Source organism: Pseudomonas sp. MM213 (assembly GCF_020423045.1).
In the GTDB taxonomy this organism is placed as follows: domain Bacteria; phylum Pseudomonadota; class Gammaproteobacteria; order Pseudomonadales; family Pseudomonadaceae; genus Aquipseudomonas; species Aquipseudomonas migulae.
The window spans coordinates 3,629,391-3,645,873 of record NZ_CP081943.1 but is presented as its reverse complement, the minus strand read 5'-3'; the positions used below and the strand labels follow the sequence as shown (position 1 = coordinate 3,645,873).

The following is a 16,483-nucleotide window of genomic DNA, read 5'->3' as shown; positions in this document are numbered from 1 at the left end:
CGGCTTTACGGGACGTTAGCCGCTTTACCGACGTTCTGAATAAAACAACAACAAGAGATGAATGCCATGCGCAAGATCGACGTACATGAGGTTATCGACAACGCTCGATTCAACCGCTTCCACTGGATGGTGCTGTTCTGGTGTGCCCTGATCATCATTTTCGACGGTTACGATCTGGTGATTTACGGCGTGGTGTTGCCGATGCTGATGAAGGAGTGGGGGCTCAGTCCCTTGCAGGCCGGCGCGCTGGGAAGTTACGCATTGTTTGGAATGATGTTCGGCGCGCTGTTTTTCGGCCCGCTCTCGGACAAGATCGGCCGCAAGAAAGCCATCACGATCTGCGTGATGCTCTTCAGCGGTTTTACCGTGCTCAACGGTTTTGCCCGCAACCCCACCGAGTTCGGCCTGTGCCGGTTCATCGCCGGCCTGGGCATTGGCGGGGTGATGCCCAACGTCGTGGCGCTGATGAACGAGTACGCGCCGAAGAAAATCCGCAGCACGCTGGTGGCGATCATGTTCAGCGGCTACTCCGTGGGCGGCATGCTCTCGGCGGGACTGGGCATCGTGCTGATCCCGAGCTTCGGCTGGCAGTCGGTGTTTTACGTCGCGGTGCTGCCGTTGGTGCTGTTGCCGCTGATCATGTACTTCCTGCCCGAGTCGGTGGGTTTCATGCTGCGTCAGGGACGCAATGAAGAGGCGCGCGCCATTCTTCAACGGGTCGATCCGGCGTACGTCGCACAGTCCGGCGATCAACTGCACATGAGCGAAGTGAAGGGCACCGGCACCCCCGTGCTGCAACTGTTTCGCGAGGGGCGCGCACTGCGCACGCTGATGTTGTGGCTGGCGTTTTTCTGCTGCTTGTTGATGGTCTACGCCTTGAGTTCCTGGCTGCCGAAACTGATGGCCAACGCCGGTTACAGCCTGGGTTCGAGCCTGTCGTTCCTGCTGGTGCTCAACTTCGGCGCCATTTTCGGCGCGGTCGGTGGCGGCGTGCTGGGTGACAAACTGAACCTGCCTCGGGTGTTGGCGGTGTTCTTCGCCGTGGCCGCCGTGTCGATCACCTTGCTCGGTTTCAACAGCCCGATGCCGCTGCTGTACTTGCTGATCGCCATCGCCGGCGCCACCACCATCGGTTCGCAGATTCTGTTGTACGCCTGCGCCGCGCAGTTTTACTCCATGACCATTCGCTCCACCGGTCTGGGCTGGGCCTCGGGCATCGGACGCAACGGTGCGATTGTCGGGCCGCTGCTGGGCGGTGCCTTGCTTGGGATCAGCCTGCCGCTGCAACTCAACTTCATGGCGTTTGCCTTGCCCGGCGCGGTGGCCGCGATTGCCATGACCGTGTTTGCGATCAGCAGTCAGCGCAGTCACAGGCAAGCGCTGTCGGGCCTGCGCAACGGTTCGCCAGACGGGTCTGTCGGCGAAGCTTCATGAAAACGTTTGTCCGGGATTTTTCCCTGTCGGCGGCCGTCGCCGGGTTTATCGCCACGGTAATTTCCTATGCCGGCCCGTTGGTGATTATTTTCCAGGCGGCCGAGACCGCACACCTGTCGCGGGAAGTGTTGTCGTCGTGGGTCTGGGCGATTTCCATCGGCAGCGCGGTGCTCGGTATCGGTTTGAGCCTGCGTTACCGCGTGCCGGTGATCATCGCGTGGTCGGCGCCGGGCTCGGCATTGTTGGTGGCGCTGTTGCCGGGGATCTCGATGCCGGAGGCGGTGGGCGCGTACCTGGTCAGCAGCCTGATCATTTTCCTGGTCGGGGTGTCGGGGGCGTTTGACCGGATCATCGGCAAACTGCCGGCGGCTGTTGCGGCGGCGATGCTGGCGGGGATTCTGTTCAGTTTCGGCACCGGGTTGTTTGTCTCGTTGCAGGGCAAACCGTTGCTGGTGCTGGCGATGTTTGCCACGTACCTGATCTGCAAACGGCTGATGCCGCGTTATGCGGTGGTGATGGTGCTGCTGGTGGGCTGCTCGATGGCGTTTCTCGGCGGTGATTTGCACAGCGAAGCGCTGGTGATCGGGTTGGCCACACCGGTGTGGATCACGCCCGTGTTCAGCCTCAGCGCGACGCTGAACATTGCCTTGCCGCTGGTGATGGTGGCGCTGACCGGCCAGTTCGTGCCCGGCATGGCGGTGTTGCGGGCCAGCGGTTACGCGACGCCGTCCGGCCCGATCATCGCCAGCAGTGCGTTGGGCACGGCGCTGTTGGCACCGTTCGGTTGCCACGGGCTGAATCTGGCCGCGATCACCGCAGCCATTTGTACCGGTCGCGAGGCCCATGAAAACCCCGGCAAGCGCTACGTGGCCGGGGTGGTCGGCGGGCTGTGTTACCTGCTGCTGGGCATCTTCGGCGCCACCCTGGTTTCGCTGTTTTCGGCGTTCCCCAAAGAGCTGATCGCGGCGTTGGCCGGGCTGGCGCTGTTCGCCGCGATTGCCGGGGCGCTGGCCGGCGCAATGGCGGTGCCGACAGATCGCGAAGCCGCGCTGGTGACCTTTCTCACCACCGCTTCGGGCATGTCGTTGTTGGGTTTGTCCGCGGCTTTTTGGGGACTGATTTTCGGCATGGTCACCCATGTGTTGTTAAACGCCCGTCGCGAAAGCGCGGCGGCTGAAGCACTTCCAACTGTCGATCAATAAAAATAAGAGAAAAAACGATGAAACAGATTCTTCCAACAACCGGTTCCGTGTTGTCCATGGCGCTCGTCTCGGGTTTCTCCACCGGTGCGATGGCGGCAGAGGGCGGCTTTATCGAAGACACCACGGCCACCTTGCAGGCACGCAATTACTACTTCAGCCGGGACTTCTCCGACATCGTCGGGGCGAACAAACAATCGAAGGCCGAAGAGTGGGCGCAGGGCTTCATCCTTAACGTCAAATCCGGCTACACCCAAGGGCCTGTCGGGTTTGGTGTGGATGTGATCGGCCTGCTCGGCCTCAAACTCGACAGCAGCCCGGATCGGGTCAATACCGGTTTGCTGCCGGTCAAGGATGACGGGCGCGCGGCAGATGATTACAGCCGTCTCGAAGCTGCGCTGAAGGTGCGTTACTCCAAAACCGAGCTGAAGGTCGGGGAGTTGCAACCCAACCTGCCAGTGCTGGCGTTCAGTGATATCCGCCTGCTGCCGCCCAGTTACCAAGGTGCAAGTATCAGTTCCAATGAGATCAATGGTCTGACTTTGCAAGGCGGTCACTTGAACACGACCAGCCTGCGCAACGAGGCGGGCGACGAGAAAATGCAGGCCATGCTCGGCCATGTGCCGCAGCGCCAAGTCAGCAGTGATGGCTTCAACTTTGCCGGCGCCGATTACGCCTTCAACGATAAGCGCAGCTCGGTCAGCGCCTGGTTCGGGCAACTGGAAGACATCTACAACCAGCGCTTTCTCGGTCTCAAGCACAGCCAGCCGATGGGCGACTGGACCCTGGGCGCCAACCTTGGTTACTACGATTCGCGCGAAGACGGCAAGAAGCTGTTGGGCAACATCGATAACCAGGCGTTCTTCTCGCTACTGTCGGCCAAGCGCGGTGGTCACACGTTTTATGTCGGTTATCAGGGGATGTTCGGTGACAGCGCATTCCCGCGTGTCTTCGCCAACATCTCGCCGCTGGGCAACGAGGTGCCGACCTACGAGTTTGCCTTTACCGACGAACGCTCCTGGCAGGCGCGTTACGACTACGACTTCGCCGCCCTCGGTGTGCCGGGGCTGACCAGCACCGTGCGTTACATTTCCGGTAATAACGTCGACACAGGGCAAGGGTTCGAGGGCAAGGATCGCGAGCGTGATCTCGACCTCGGCTACGTGCTGCAAAACGGCAGCCTCAAAGGCCTCGGGATTCGCGTGCGCAACGTGATGGCCCGTTCCAACTACCGCAGTGATATCGACGAAAACCGCCTGATCCTCAGTTACACCTGGACGCTGCTATGACCATTGAAAAAGAACAACCGCCTTACAACATCGGCTTGCAGGTCAAGCTGGAGCAATTGACCGAGTCGGTGCTGCAAACCGAGGAAGACATGCGCTTTGCCAATCAACTGGCGCGCACGGCCGGCGATCGGGTCAAGGCGAGTGCGCAGAGCATGCAATCTTCGGCCAGTGTGCTGGAGGATCTGAACCTCTACATGCAGCGTCTGGATCAGGTGTTCGATGAGCTCGGCAGTCAGTCGATGCGCATCGGCGCGATTGTCGGCAGCATTCAGGACATCGCCCGTCAGACCAATTTGCTGGCGCTCAACGCGGCAATCGAGGCGGCGAGGGCGGGCAGTCATGGCCGAGGGTTTGCGGTGGTCGCCGATGAGGTGCGCAATCTCTCGCGTCAGGCCGCGGACTCCAGTGCGCAGATCCGGCAAATCGCCACGGGGCTGGAGCAGTCGGCGGAGCATGCACGCCAGGGGATTCAGCAGTTATCCGGCTCCACCCGTCTGGGGCTGGAAAAGGCTGGAGTGGCTTTGCATTCGATGGGGGAATTGCAAAGCGGTGCGGTGGCCAGGGTCGAGGTGGTCGAGCGGATCATGGCGCGTTTGGCCGGCCTGCATGATTTGGCGTTGCAGGCGAAACGGCTGATCGTGTGATGCCTGGTGTTACAGGTTGCTTGTGCAGTTGCCCATGACTTGGTAGGTCACGCGATGGGTCTGGCCCTGATGGTCGATGTAGACCATGGTTGCCGGCACGACGTCGCAAGCGGTTGCGGTGTCGGTCACGGAAACCACCTTGGCGATGTCCAGCGGCTGCGCCGGGTCGTACGGGGTGGCAGCGGGCTCGCTGGCGGCCATGGCTGAGGTGGCGATCAGGGTCAGAAACAGGGTGCTCAGGGTTTTCATTTTTGTGTGCTCGGTGTTGGTTTTGATGCTTGAAGTTTAGTCCTTGGTGGTGATGGATAAAGGGGGCTGGGGCTGATTCAGCTTTGCAGGAAACGTAACAATGGGGGCATATCCGTTTCTTTGGTTATGGCGGCTATTGGTTTCGCCCTTACGGCGAGTCACTTTCGAAAAGCGCGAAAGTATCCAAAGCGCTCTTGCCCCTGTCGTTCGGTGCCTCGCTGTGGCTCGGCATGCCCTCGCTCCGGTCCTGCTCCGTGGGCCCGCCGCCATCGGCCATCCATGGCCGGGGGCGGCTAACCCGGCATCCATGCCGGGTTGCCCACTGCGCAGAACCTGCGCTCGGCCTCTCGAGGGGGCGACTACCGCCACCGCCGCCGAGGCGGCCTGAAAGCCGACCTGGCTCATTTTGCGTACGCATTGTCCTTCACTGCTGCGAACACTCATTCGGGAGATGTACACCGATCTACTGTAGGAGCCGGCTTGCTGGCGATTGCGTCCGTCCAGCCAATACATACGTTGACTGATCCACCGCCATCGCCAGCAAGCCGGCTCCTACAGTTGATCGTATTCATCCAAACGCATCTGCATTGCCCTTGTAGGAGCTAGCTTGCTGGCGATGGCTTCCGTCCAGTCGAAAAGCAGGGTGACTGACCCACCGCCATCGCCAGCAAGCCGGCTCCTACAGTTGATCGTATTCATCCAGACACATCTGCATTTCCCTTGTAGGAGCCAGCTTGCTGGCGATGGCGTCCGTCCAGTCGAAAAGGAGGGGGACTGACCCACCGCTATCGCCGGCAAGCCGGCTCCTACAGGGATCGGCGTTTGCTTTTGATTCCCACCACTCATCAGGCCGAGCGTTAGCTCGCCTTCCGCTTTTGATCTGAGCGCCCCCTCGAGAGGCCGAGTGGAGGTTCTGCGCAGTGGGCAACCCGGCATGGATGCCGGGTTAGCCGCCCCCGGCCATGGATGGCCGATGGCGGCGGGCCCACGGAGCAGGACCGGAGCGAGGGCATGGCGAGCCTTAGCGAGCCACCGAACGAAAGGGGCAAGAGCCCTTGGTTACTTGGGGCTCTTCCAAGTGACTCGCCGTAAGGGCGAAACCAATAGCCGCCATCACCGCAAAAACGGATATGCCCCCAACCAAAGACCAACCAAACACCGGTGTAAACTGATACCCCACCCTATTCCGGCAAAGACAAGGGAGCCCACCCAGCCATGATCGGCGCCGAGCTGCTGTCCCCCGAAACCCTCACCGTCGGCTGGCTGATCTACATTCCAGCCCTGATCTGGGCCATCGCACGTGCCCCGTGGGTCGAGTTGTTCAGCGACAGCCGCCGCCAGCATCTGTTGTTCGGCACCGTGTTCGCGCTATTCATGCTGTGGCTGGTACGCCGGGATTTCGACACCGGCGTGTCCTATCACTTCATCGGCATGACCGCCGTAACCCTGCTCCTGGACTGGCCCTTGGCGATCGTCGGCGGACTGGTCGCACAAGCAGGCCTGGTCATGCTCGGACGCCAGGACCTCGCCGCCGTCGGCGTGAACGGCGCCTTGTTGATTCTGCTGCCCGTGCTGGTCACCGAGTGCTGCGCAATCCTGGTCGAGCGCGCGCAGCCGCGTAATCCCTTCGTGTATATCTTCGTTTCCGGTTTCTTCGCAGCGGCGCTGTCGGCCTTGCTGTGCCTGCTGCTAGCCCTGTGGCTGCTGTGGTTCAACGAGCTTTTCGTCATGCCTTACTGGCTGGAAGATTTTGTCGGTTACCTGTGGCTGATCATCTTTCCCGAAGCCTTCATCAACGGCATGGTCGTCAGCGCGCTGGTGGTGTTCAGCCCCGAATGGCTGGAGACCTTCAACCGCACACGCTATCTTTCGGCACCCTGGAAGGACGACGATCCGAAATCTTGATCCACATCAAATCCAAAAAACGTCGACGAATCCATGCTCCGAAAAACCTTCAGGAGCATCGAAAATGAGTGTCTACGAATGGGCAAGGCAGGAGTTGCGCCACAGTCTGGATGCAGCGCAGGAAGTCGGGTTTGATCCGGGGTTGAGCCTGCGCGCCCTGCTCAGCGCGGTGGTGCAGCAGAGCAAGGCCGTGCGCAGTGTCGAGGATCTGGCCGATGAGTTGCAGTTTCTCGCCGAGAACCTCGATGACGGTCAGGACTACGGCTTCATGCGGCCCTGAACCGTCACTTAGTGACGCGGGTCGAAATCACCACTGAACAACTCGTCCTCGGCATCGGGTGCCACTGGAATCTTGTGCTCTTCCGATGCCCACGCACCCAGGTCGATCAGTTTGCAGCGGTCCGAACAGAACGGCCGGAATGTGCTTTCCGGGGTCCATTCCACAGGGGCGCCGCAGGTTGGGCATTCGACGGTTGGGATCTGGCTCATGACTGGCCTCCACGCAATGTAAGGTAAAAGTGATGCAGGCGTTCGACCTCGCTGTGCAGCCAGGCGAGGTCGCGGTCGTTGACCACCACATCGTCGGCATGGCTCACGCGATCCTGGCGACTGGATTGCGCCTTGAGGATCGCCTGGACCTGTTGTTCGCTGGTCTGGTCACGCTGCAGGGTGCGTTCGATCTGTAGTTGTTCGGGCGCATCGATCACCAGCACTCGCTGGGTCATGGCGTACTGCCCGGACTCGATCAGCAACGGCGAAACCAGAATCGCGTAAGGCGATTGTGCCTTGCCCAGGTGATCGGCGATTTCCCTGGCGATCAGCGGATGCAAAAGCGCCTCGAGCCAGAGGCGTTGCTCAGGCACCTCGAAGATCAGTTTGCGCAACGCTGCGCGATCCAGTTGCCCGTCGGCTTGCAACACGCCGGGGCCAAAATGTTCGGCGATCTGTGCCAGCGCCGGGCGACCCGGCTCCACCACCCAGCGCGCCGCATGATCGGCATCGACCACGTGCACGCCCAGGTCGATGAAGTGCTGGGCGGCCGCGCTTTTGCCGCTGCCGATGCCGCCGGTCAGGCCGAGAATCCAGGGTTTATCCACAGGGGTATTCATTTCAAACCGACAAACTGCCAATAGAAGCCGGTTATTTGACCACCCCAGAGCAATGCAATCCAGCCGGCAATCGCCAGATAGGGACCGAAGGGGATCGGGGTCGAGGTTTTCGCATTGCGCAGGCTCAGCAAAATCATGCCGATAATCGCGCCCACCAGGGACGACAACAGAATGGTCAGCGGCAAAATCTGCCAGCCGCCCCAGGCGCCCAGCATGGCCAACAGCTTGAAATCGCCGTGGCCGATGCCTTCCTTGCCGGTGATCAGCTTGAACAGCCAGAACACCGACCACAGCGCCATGTAGCCCGCAATTGCGCCCCACAGCGCCTCGTGCAACGGCACGAACAATCCGAAGCTGTTGACGACCAGTCCCAGCCACATCAGCGGTAGCACCAGCACATCCGGCAACAGTTGATGCTCGGCGTCGATCAGGCTCATGGCCAACAGGCCCCAGCTCAGGACCAGCACCATCCCGGCTTGCCAGCCGAAACCGAAATGCCAGGCAATGAACGCCGACAGCAGGCCGCAGGCCAGTTCGGTCAAGGGGTAGCGTTTGCTGATGGGCGCTGCGCAGCTTGAGCATCGTCCACGTAAAAACACATAACTTAGCAGCGGGATGTTTTCCCAGGCGCGAATTCGGTGCCCACAATGCGGGCACTCGGAGTGGGGCAGCATCAGGTTGTAGGTCGCAGGCGGTGTTTCGCCAGGCAAACCGAGAATGTCCCGGGCCTGCAATTGCCACTCACGCTCGAGCATTTTCGGCAGGCGCCAGATCACCACATTGAGGAAGCTGCCGACCAGCAAGCCGACCAGCAGTGCAATGACGACAAACGCCAGCGGGTACACGGTCAGGATTTCGTTCAAAGGCATGTCAGATCGCATTGCCGAGTTGGAAAATGGGCAGGTACATCGCAACCACCAGGCCGCCGACGATAACACCCAGCACCACCATGATGAATGGCTCCATCAGGCTGGTGAGATTGTCGACCATATTGTCGACTTCCGCCTCATAGAAACTGGCGACCTTGTCGAGCATGTCGTCCAGTGCGCCCGACTCTTCGCCAATGGCCGTCATCTGGATCGCCATGTTCGGAAAGACGCCGGCGGTGCGCATGGAGAAATTCAGCTGCATCCCCGTCGAAACGTCCTGCTTGATACGCAGCACCGCCCGCTTGAACACGATGTTGCCGGTCGCGCCCGCCACTGACTCCAGCGCCTCGACCAGCGGTACACCCGCGGCGAAAGTGGTCGACAGCGTACGGGCGTAACGGGCCACGGCGGACTTGTACATCAATGCGCCAATCAACGGCAGTTTCAGCAGCCAGGTGTCTGTCCGGTCCCGAAAGCCTTGCGATGTCTTGAAGGCGTGGCGCACACCGAATATCGCCGCGATCAGCACGCCAAGCATCAGCCACCACCAATCCTGCATGAACTGCGACAGACCGATGACCATCACCGTGAACGCCGGCAGTTGCGCACCAAAACCTTTGAACACCGACTCGAACTGCGGCACCACCTTGACCAGCAGAATCCCGGTGACGATGATCGCGACGAACACCACCGCCAGCGGATAAGTCATGGCTTTCTTGATCTTGGCCTTGAGGCTTTCGCTCTTTTCCTTGTAGGTCGCGACCCGCTCCAACAGGGTGTCCAGCGCGCCGGCCTGTTCGCCGGCATCCACCAGATTGCAGTAGAGCTCATCAAAATACTGCGGCTTTTTGCGCAGGGCTGCCGCGAAGCTGTTACCCGCCGCGACTTCCTGTTTCACCTCGTCCACCAGTTTGCGCATGGCCGGGTTTTCGAAGCCTTCGCCGATGATGTCGAACGATTGCAACAGCGGTACGCCGGCTTTCATCATGGTCGCCATCTGCCGGGTGAACAGGGCAATGTCATTCGCCTTGATGCGTTGGCCGAGGCTGAAAAACGAGGCGGATTTCTTGCGCACCTTGCCGGGGTTGATGCCTTGCTTGCGCAGTTGCGCCTTGATCAGCGCCGGGTTCTGAGCGCTGAGTTCGCCGGTTATTTTCGTACCTTTTTTGTCGGTGCCTTCCCAGGCGTACACACTGATTTTTGCTGCTTTGACCGCCATGTTCAGTCCTTGGTGACCCGGTTGATTTCTTCAAGGCTGGTGATGCCTTGCATGGCCTTGATCAGCCCGGAAGTACGCAGGTCGTTGAAGCCGTCCTTGCGCATCTGGATATCGATTTCCAGCGAATTGCCTTCGGCCATGATCAGCCGTTGCAGGCCTGCTGTGTTCTTCACCACTTCATAAATCCCCACGCGCCCCTTGTAGCCGCCGTTGCACTGATCGCAACCGACCGGCTCATAGATCGTGAATGTGCCAATCCGTTCCTCTGGGAAGCCTTCCTTGATCAATGCCTCGCGGGGAATATCGATGGGCTTCTTGCACTGGCTGCACAGTTTGCGCGCCAGGCGCTGGGCGATGATCAGGCTGACGGACGTCGCGATGTTGAACCCCTGAATGCCCATGTTGTGCAGGCGGGTCAGGGTTTCCGCGGCGCTGTTGGTGTGCAGGGTCGACAGCACCAGATGCCCGGTCTGGGCGGCCTTGATGGCAATTTCGGCGGTTTCCAGGTCGCGGATCTCGCCGACCATGATCACGTCCGGGTCCTGCCGCAAGAAGGAGCGCAGCGCCTGGGCAAAACCCAGTCCCTGCTTGGCGTTGACGTTGACCTGGTTGATGCCTTCCATGTTGATCTCGACCGGGTCTTCGGCGGTGGAGATGTTGATGTCCACGGTGTTGAGTATGTTCAGCCCGGTGTAGAGCGACACGGTCTTGCCCGACCCCGTGGGGCCGGTCACCAGAATCATCCCTTGCGGCTGCTTCAGCGCGGCCATGTAGAGGTCTTTCTGGTCCGGCTCGTAGCCGAGGGCGTCGATGCCCATTTGCGCGCTGGATGGGTCGAGGATCCGGATCACCACTTTCTCGCCCCACAGGGTCGGCAGGGTGTTGACCCGGAAGTCGATGGATTTGCTCTTCGACAGGCGCATCTTGATCCGCCCGTCCTGGGGTTTGCGTCGCTCGGAGATGTCGAGGCTGGCCATGACTTTCAGGCGGGCGGCGATGCGGTTGGCCAGTTGAATCGGCGGCTTGGCGACTTCACGCAGCATGCCGTCGGTGCGCATCCGCACGCGGTAGGTTTTTTCGTAGGGCTCGAAATGCAGGTCGGAAGAGCCACTCCTGATCGCGTCCAGCAGCATCTTGTGAACGAAGCGCACCACCGGCGCGTCGTCGGCATCCTGTCCGGCGATGGCGTCCTGTTGGTGGTCATCGATCGACTCGATGTCCATGCCATCGAGGTCGACGTCGGCCATGTCTTCCAGTCCGCTGGCATGGCTGTCGAAGAACTTCTCGATGGCATCGCTGAGCTTGTCGTCCTCCACCAGGATGGCTTCGGTGTTCAGCCCGGTGCTGAACTGGATGTCGTTGATGGCCTGGTGATTGGTGGGGTCGGAAACCCCCACGAACAACTTGTTGCCACGCCGCCAGAGGGGCAGGGCGTGGTGCTGGCGAACCAGTTTTTCGCTGACCAGGCCCTTGGGTTGGGTTTCCTTGTCCAGGCAGTTGAGGTCGAGCAGTGCCATGCCGAAATGCTCCGAGGCGATCTCGGCGACCTGGCGGCTTTTCACCAGTTTGTTCTGCACCAGATAACTGACCAGGGAGATTTTATGACGTTGGGCTTGCTGATACGCCTGTTGCGCGCTTTGGTCGGTGAGCAGCTCGGCAAGCACCAATTGCTTGGCCAGACCGCTAAGGGCGATGTCATTCATGGGGATACCGGACACAGACAGTTCATGACTTATAGCCTAGTCAACCGGTGACGCCAAACCAGCGCTGCTCTGGTGACAAAAAGTGTCAGATAGTGCGGATCCTGAGGGCAGGACAAGGCCTTGCGTCGTTCTCGCGCCCCGCTAACAGGGGGTAACGGGCTTGGCATGGGCTGTGCTGAGACTGGTTCAGATCATGAGATTTCGACTCATGCATGGAGCTTGTCTATGAGTGCTCAGAAAGGTTTTACGCTTATTGAATTGTTGATCGTGGTGGCGATCATCGGGATTCTGGCGACGTTTGCGTTGCCGGCTTACTCGAAGTATCAGGCCCGGGCGAAAGTGACGGCGGGGTTGGCGGAGATTTCAGCATTGAAGGTTTCGTTTGAAGACCTGATGAATGCCGGCACTGCAGAACCCACCACACTGACGGGCGCCGGCACGACAACGCAGAACTGTGCAATTGCTGTCACCGGCACGGTTGCCTCAGGCGCTGGCACCATTGTCTGCACCCTGCAGAAAGCACCGGCCCCTGTGGCAGGTAAAACCATCACGCTGACTCGCAGCGCCACTGCAGGCTGGTCATGCGCGACCGGCGTGACTGCCGATTACGCACCGCCTGGTTGCACAGCCTCGGCAACTTAATGCTGAAAACGGCTAGATAGAAGAATGCCCCATCGTCGGATGGGGCATTTTTTGGGGGGGAAACTCCAGGTTCGCTGCGTTTCTTGGTGAGATTTGGAAAACCTCACAAATTCATGGCCTTAGGCCCACGTTAAAACCTGCAACTTGCATGTAGAGAATGTCGAAGTCATGCAATTTGCATGATTCCGAAAATCAGTCGATTTTTTAAGTTGTTGATTTATAAGGGGTTAGTAACTGTTTCAAAGTTGGCACAGCGTTCGCACTATACCCAGTAACCCTGCTGACAAGACACGCAGCAGACTTTATGAAAAAACAGGAGTTACTCGTATGAAGAAGTTCGCTATCGCTGCCGCTACTGCTACCGCGCTGACCCTGACCATGGCCAACGTTGCATTCGCTCAAACCCAGGCTACCCAAGCCCCAATGGTGCTGGCTGCCGGTGAAGTGACCAAGGCTAAAGAAGCCACTTCCGATACCTGGATCACCACCAAAGTCAAAGCTGACCTGGTGACCGAAAAAGGCATTCCTGGTACCGATATCAAAGTCGAAACCAACAAAGGTGTTGTATCCCTGTCGTCCACCGTCGCGGTGACTGACGCTCAGAAAGCCACCGCCGTGGCCATCGCCAAGAAAATCAAAGGCGTCCAGGCGGTCTCCGCTGACGGCCTGAAAGCCGAGTAAGGCAAGACTTCTCGCCTGAACGGGAGAAGACGCGGTAGACGAGCCGAGTCATGCGTCTGCCGCAACTTGAGAGTTCATGCGACGGCCACAAGGAAGTGGCCATTACAGGCCCCTGACATTCGTGTCCGGGGCCTGTTCTATTCCGGGCTACGCAAAACCAAAATGTGGGAGCCGGCTTGCTGCGGGCGGCGTTCCGACGATTGCGGTGTGTCAGTAAACAGTTTCGTCGACTGAAACACCGCAATCGTCGGAACGCCGCCCGCAGCAAGCCGGCTCCTACAAAGGGTCTGTGTGTCAGTTTCCGCGTTTGCTGGTGATCTGCTTCAAGCGATTGCCTTCAAACCGCAGGTATTGATACATCCCGCCGTTGGGCCCGTAGGTCCATTCCTCGACCTGGAATTCTTCCCGACGGTTGGCGCTGCGCTTGTAGCCCAACAGGTCTCGACTGACCGGCTCACCGCACTTCTGCAGGACTTCGCTGGACCGGTCGCCGACGCTGACCAACTGACTGCCGCAGCGCAGGGTATCGGCGGCTGAGGCCTGACTGGCCGCCATTGCCAGTGTCAGGCTGATCAGCAACCGACTGATCATCACTCGGCATCCAGGTGCAACGGCGTTACCACACGACCGTCACTTTCGGCTTCGCCGAGGCTGGCATCGATGAAGTACACGCGGTCATCGGCCAACTGCCCCTTGTCGACCAGATAATCCTTGATGCTGCTGGCGCGATCCTGGCCCAGCTGACGCAAGAGCACGTCGCTGGTGCTCCAGAACTTGATCACGTCTGCGCGCATTTTGGCGGTGCGTTCTTCCTTGCCCAAGTCCTTCCATTCGGCGGGTGGCTGGGTTTTCAGGCGGGTGCGGTAGATGCCTTCCAGCAGCGGGCCTTTCTCGCCGTCCGGTACTTGCAGCAACGAGGCCTGCGCCGGCACCTTGTCGCCGCGACGCTGGAGCATTTTGTAGTAGTTGTACTGGTATTCCCGTTCCAGGCGTTGCTCGGCGATCAGCGGGCCATCGCTGCTGGCGGCAGCGGTGCCTTCGATCTCCAGGCGCAGGGCCGGGCGTTCCTTGAGCGCATTGGACAGTTTGACCAGCGAACCCTCGGCGTCCTTGCTCAGATCGCTCGAGCCCGGCGCGAACGACACCGTGCCGAGGTCTTCCGAACCACCACTGACCAGCCCGCCAATCATTTTGAACGGTGCGGCAGCAGCTTTGACGATCAGGTTGCGCAGGGTCTGCCAGACAATCGGCATGACGCTGAACTGCGGATTGTTGAGGTCGCCGCTCACCGGCAGCTCGATGGAAATCTTGCCGTCGACGTCCTTGAGCAGGGCAATCGCCAGTTTCAGCGGCAGGCTTACGGCGTCGGGGCTGTCGACCTTTTCACCCAGTTGCAATTGCTCGACCACCACTTTGTTTTCAGCCTTGAGCTGGCCTTTGGTAATCAGGTAATGCAGGTCGAGATTGAGTCGGCCCTTGCGGATACGGTAGCCGGCGAACTTGCCGGAGTAGGGCGTCAGCGTGGTCAGTTCCACCCGTTTGAAACTGGTGGCGATGTCGAGGCTGGCCATCGGGTCGAACGGGTTGACCGAACCTTTGATGGTCACCGGCGCGTAACGATCGACCTTGCCCTTGATGTCGACGGTCGCCGGTTTCGCCTGACGGCTGTCGATGGTGCCGATCTGGCCGTTGAGCTGTTGCACGGCGGTGGCGAAGTTCGGGGTCAGGCTGAAGTCGGCGAAGTTGGCGGAACCGTCATTGATGGCAATGCCACCGATGTGAATGCCCAGCGGTTTGTCCTTGCTGACGGGTTTGGCCGCAGCGGTTTTTGCGCCGGAATCGGGCGGTTGCGGGATCAGCAGGTCATCGATGTTGGTGGTGCGGTCATCGTTGATCATGAAACGCACGTAGGGCTGGAACAGGTTGACCTTGTCGATCGACAGGCTGTCGCCGTGCTGATAATTCAGGCCTTCGACCACCACCTGCTGCCACTTGAGAAAGTCGCGGGTTTTCAGGGTGTCGAGGGTGTGCAGCTGATCGATCTGCGCCCGTCCTGTGACGCTGAACGCCAACGGCTCGGTGCTTTTCAGGTTGACCGCCAGATCGCTGCCGAGCATGCCGCTGCGCAGTTCAAGGCGAATGAACGGATTGATGTAGGACTGGGCGACCCGCAGGTCGATGTCCTTGGTCTGCACGTTCAATTTAGCGCTGACGGGAGCGAGATTGACCTCGCCCTCGGCGGTGATCTTGCCTTGCTTGCCCACCCCGGTGTCGAGCTTGAGGGTAAAAGGCGAGCCATTGAGGCTGTCGAAATTTTGCAGGTCCAGGTTCAGCGGGTTCAAATCCAGCGTCACGGCGGGTTGCGCTTTGCGGTCAGCCAGGTGCACCTGGTAATTGCGCAACTGCACATCTTTCAACAGCACTTGCCAAGGTTTGCTCGGCGGCGTCGGTTCTGGCTTTGGCGAGTCGGCGGCCGCTGGCGTGCTGGCCGGCTCGGCTTTGGCCTTGGCGGCGGCCTTGGACGGTTGGCTGGCGAACAGCTTCTGCCAGTCGAGTTGCCCGTCGGCTTCCAGTGCCGCCCAGGTTTCCAGTTTGTTGCTGCGGATCTTGCCGACGACAACTTGCTGCTTGGCCAGGTCGACCGTGGTTTCAGTTACGTCCAGGCGTTCGAGTTTCGCCAGTGGCCGACCGTCCGGAGCCTTGATGGCGAAGGGCGCCACGCTCACTGCGACGTTGTTCAGCAGCAGCTCGGTTTCCTTGGACAGGTTGAGTTTGTAGTCGGTGCTCAGGTTCAGCACGCCGTTTTCCAGCACCAGCGGCAGCGCGTCACGCACATAGGGCCAAAAGGTTTTCATCTGCCCGTCGGTGATTTTCAGCTTACCTTCGGAGGCGATCGGGATGAGGCTGAAGTTACCGGTCCAGTCGATCTGCCCACCGTTCGGGCCAATGGCCACAAGGGTCATGTCGGCATTGTCATCGGGCAGAGTGCTGAGGTTGTTCAGCTCGAAATCGAGTTTGTCGTAGAGGAACTCGATGGCTTCGCTGGGACGGTCATCCTTGAAATGCACGGCACCACCGGCCAGTTTGATCCGCTCTACGCGCAGCGGAAACGGTTTGGCGTCCGGGTCGGCCGGCGTCGGCTCGCTCGCCGGCAGTTTGAACAGGCCAAGCAAGTTGAGTTTGCCGTCCTTGCCGAAAAGGATCTCGGTCTTCGGCTTGTCCAGTTCGATATCGGACAGGTGCAGCGCCTTGGTCCAGAGGCTGTCGATCTGCAGGTTGGCGTAAAGCCGTTCGAAACCGACCTGTTCCTTACCCGGTTCGCCGATGATCAGGCCCCACAGGGTGACTTCCAGGCTGAACGGGTTGAGTTCGATTCGCTGAATAGTGGCGGGCGTCGTTGCGTAGTTGGCCAGTTGCTGGTTGGCCACCCGCAATGCGATGCCCGGTAAAATCAGAAACCCCAGCAGGCTGTAGAGGGCCAGAGCAGTCAACAAGGCGCCGATAGCGCGGATCAATCCTTTGGGCATGTGCGGCTTCATC

At 59.9% G+C, this 16,483-nt stretch carries 15 protein-coding genes and 1 pseudogene; 8 read left to right on the top strand and 8 right to left on the bottom strand.

The features are described 5' to 3' along the window. Positions 1–66: 66 nt before the first annotated feature. The 4 genes and pseudogenes from K5R88_RS16530 to K5R88_RS31005 all read left to right on the top strand — a co-directional run. On the top strand, positions 67–1,434 hold the full coding sequence (locus tag K5R88_RS16530) for an aromatic acid/H+ symport family MFS transporter (protein ID WP_008028725.1): 1,368 nt from the start codon (positions 67–69) through the stop codon (positions 1,432–1,434). Further along, positions 1,431–2,636 carry a benzoate/H(+) symporter BenE family transporter gene (locus K5R88_RS16525; RefSeq protein ID WP_226298060.1) on the top strand — a complete coding sequence of 402 codons (1,206 nt, stop codon included), beginning with the start codon at positions 1,431–1,433 and terminating at the stop codon, positions 2,634–2,636. Before K5R88_RS16530 ends, K5R88_RS16525 begins: the two co-directional genes overlap by 4 nt. A gap of 17 nt (positions 2,637–2,653) precedes the next feature. Further along, positions 2,654–3,922: an OprD family porin gene (locus K5R88_RS16520; protein WP_207285532.1), complete on the top strand. Its 1,269-nt coding sequence runs from the start codon at positions 2,654–2,656 to the stop codon at positions 3,920–3,922. A 242-nt stretch (positions 3,923–4,164) separates the two neighbouring features. Continuing rightward, positions 4,165–4,566: pseudogene (locus K5R88_RS31005) on the top strand (methyl-accepting chemotaxis protein); the annotation flags it as partial. Positions 4,567–4,575: 9 nt separating this feature from the next. Here K5R88_RS31005 and K5R88_RS16510 read toward each other — a convergent pair. Continuing rightward, a complete protein-coding gene (locus tag K5R88_RS16510) occupies positions 4,576–4,815 on the bottom strand; it encodes a DUF2790 domain-containing protein (RefSeq protein ID WP_008028718.1) in 240 nt (79 codons plus the stop codon). Between the two features lie 1,215 nt (positions 4,816–6,030). Between K5R88_RS16510 and K5R88_RS16505 the strand changes: the two genes are divergently transcribed. Both K5R88_RS16505 and K5R88_RS16500 read left to right on the top strand, forming a co-directional pair. Next, the gene (locus K5R88_RS16505; RefSeq protein ID WP_192227990.1) at positions 6,031–6,720 is read left to right on the top strand and encodes an energy-coupling factor ABC transporter permease; all 690 of its coding nucleotides are present in this window, start codon (positions 6,031–6,033) and stop codon (positions 6,718–6,720) included. Positions 6,721–6,784: 64 nt separating this feature from the next. Beyond that, positions 6,785–7,000, top strand: coding sequence for a hypothetical protein (locus K5R88_RS16500; protein ID WP_008033212.1), 216 nt, complete (start codon positions 6,785–6,787; stop codon positions 6,998–7,000). Positions 7,001–7,008: 8 nt separating this feature from the next. Here the strand turns inward: K5R88_RS16500 and yacG are convergent, their stop codons facing one another. The 5 genes from yacG to pilB are packed head-to-tail and all read right to left on the bottom strand — an operon-like array spanning position 7,009 to position 11,620. Further along, entirely contained in the window at positions 7,009–7,209 is a 201-nt protein-coding gene (gene yacG / locus K5R88_RS16495) for a DNA gyrase inhibitor YacG (RefSeq protein WP_008033210.1), read from the bottom strand. Beyond that, positions 7,206–7,829: a dephospho-CoA kinase gene (gene coaE, locus K5R88_RS16490; protein WP_008033209.1), complete on the bottom strand. Its 624-nt coding sequence runs from the start codon at positions 7,827–7,829 to the stop codon at positions 7,206–7,208. Before coaE ends, yacG begins: the two co-directional genes overlap by 4 nt. Beyond that, entirely contained in the window at positions 7,826–8,698 is an 873-nt protein-coding gene (locus K5R88_RS16485) for a prepilin peptidase (protein ID WP_192419974.1), read from the bottom strand. Before K5R88_RS16485 ends, coaE begins: the two co-directional genes overlap by 4 nt. A 1-nt stretch (position 8,699) precedes the next feature. After that, positions 8,700–9,917 (bottom strand): type II secretion system F family protein, encoded by a 1,218-nt coding sequence (locus tag K5R88_RS16480; protein ID WP_192227988.1) that lies wholly within the window; start codon positions 9,915–9,917, stop codon positions 8,700–8,702. A gap of 2 nt (positions 9,918–9,919) precedes the next feature. After that, the gene (gene pilB, locus K5R88_RS16475; RefSeq protein ID WP_223437600.1) at positions 9,920–11,620 is read right to left on the bottom strand and encodes a type IV-A pilus assembly ATPase PilB; all 1,701 of its coding nucleotides are present in this window, start codon (positions 11,618–11,620) and stop codon (positions 9,920–9,922) included. 225 nt (positions 11,621–11,845) lie between these two features. Here pilB and K5R88_RS16470 point away from each other — a divergent pair, with 225 nt between their 5' ends. After that, positions 11,846–12,262, top strand: coding sequence for a pilin (locus K5R88_RS16470; protein ID WP_008033203.1), 417 nt, complete (start codon positions 11,846–11,848; stop codon positions 12,260–12,262). Positions 12,263–12,589: 327 nt separating this feature from the next. Beyond that, entirely contained in the window at positions 12,590–12,943 is a 354-nt protein-coding gene (locus tag K5R88_RS16465; protein ID WP_008042835.1) for a BON domain-containing protein, read from the top strand. A gap of 294 nt (positions 12,944–13,237) precedes the next feature. Here K5R88_RS16465 and K5R88_RS16460 read toward each other — a convergent pair whose 3' ends face one another. Next, complete coding sequence (locus K5R88_RS16460) at positions 13,238–13,534, bottom strand: DUF2845 domain-containing protein (RefSeq protein WP_008033199.1); 297 nt, start codon at positions 13,532–13,534, stop codon at positions 13,238–13,240. Next, positions 13,534–16,482: a DUF748 domain-containing protein gene (locus K5R88_RS16455; protein WP_226298059.1), complete on the bottom strand. Its 2,949-nt coding sequence runs from the start codon at positions 16,480–16,482 to the stop codon at positions 13,534–13,536. The genes K5R88_RS16460 and K5R88_RS16455 overlap by 1 nt, the downstream gene beginning before the upstream one ends. Between the last annotated feature and the right edge of the window lies 1 nt (position 16,483).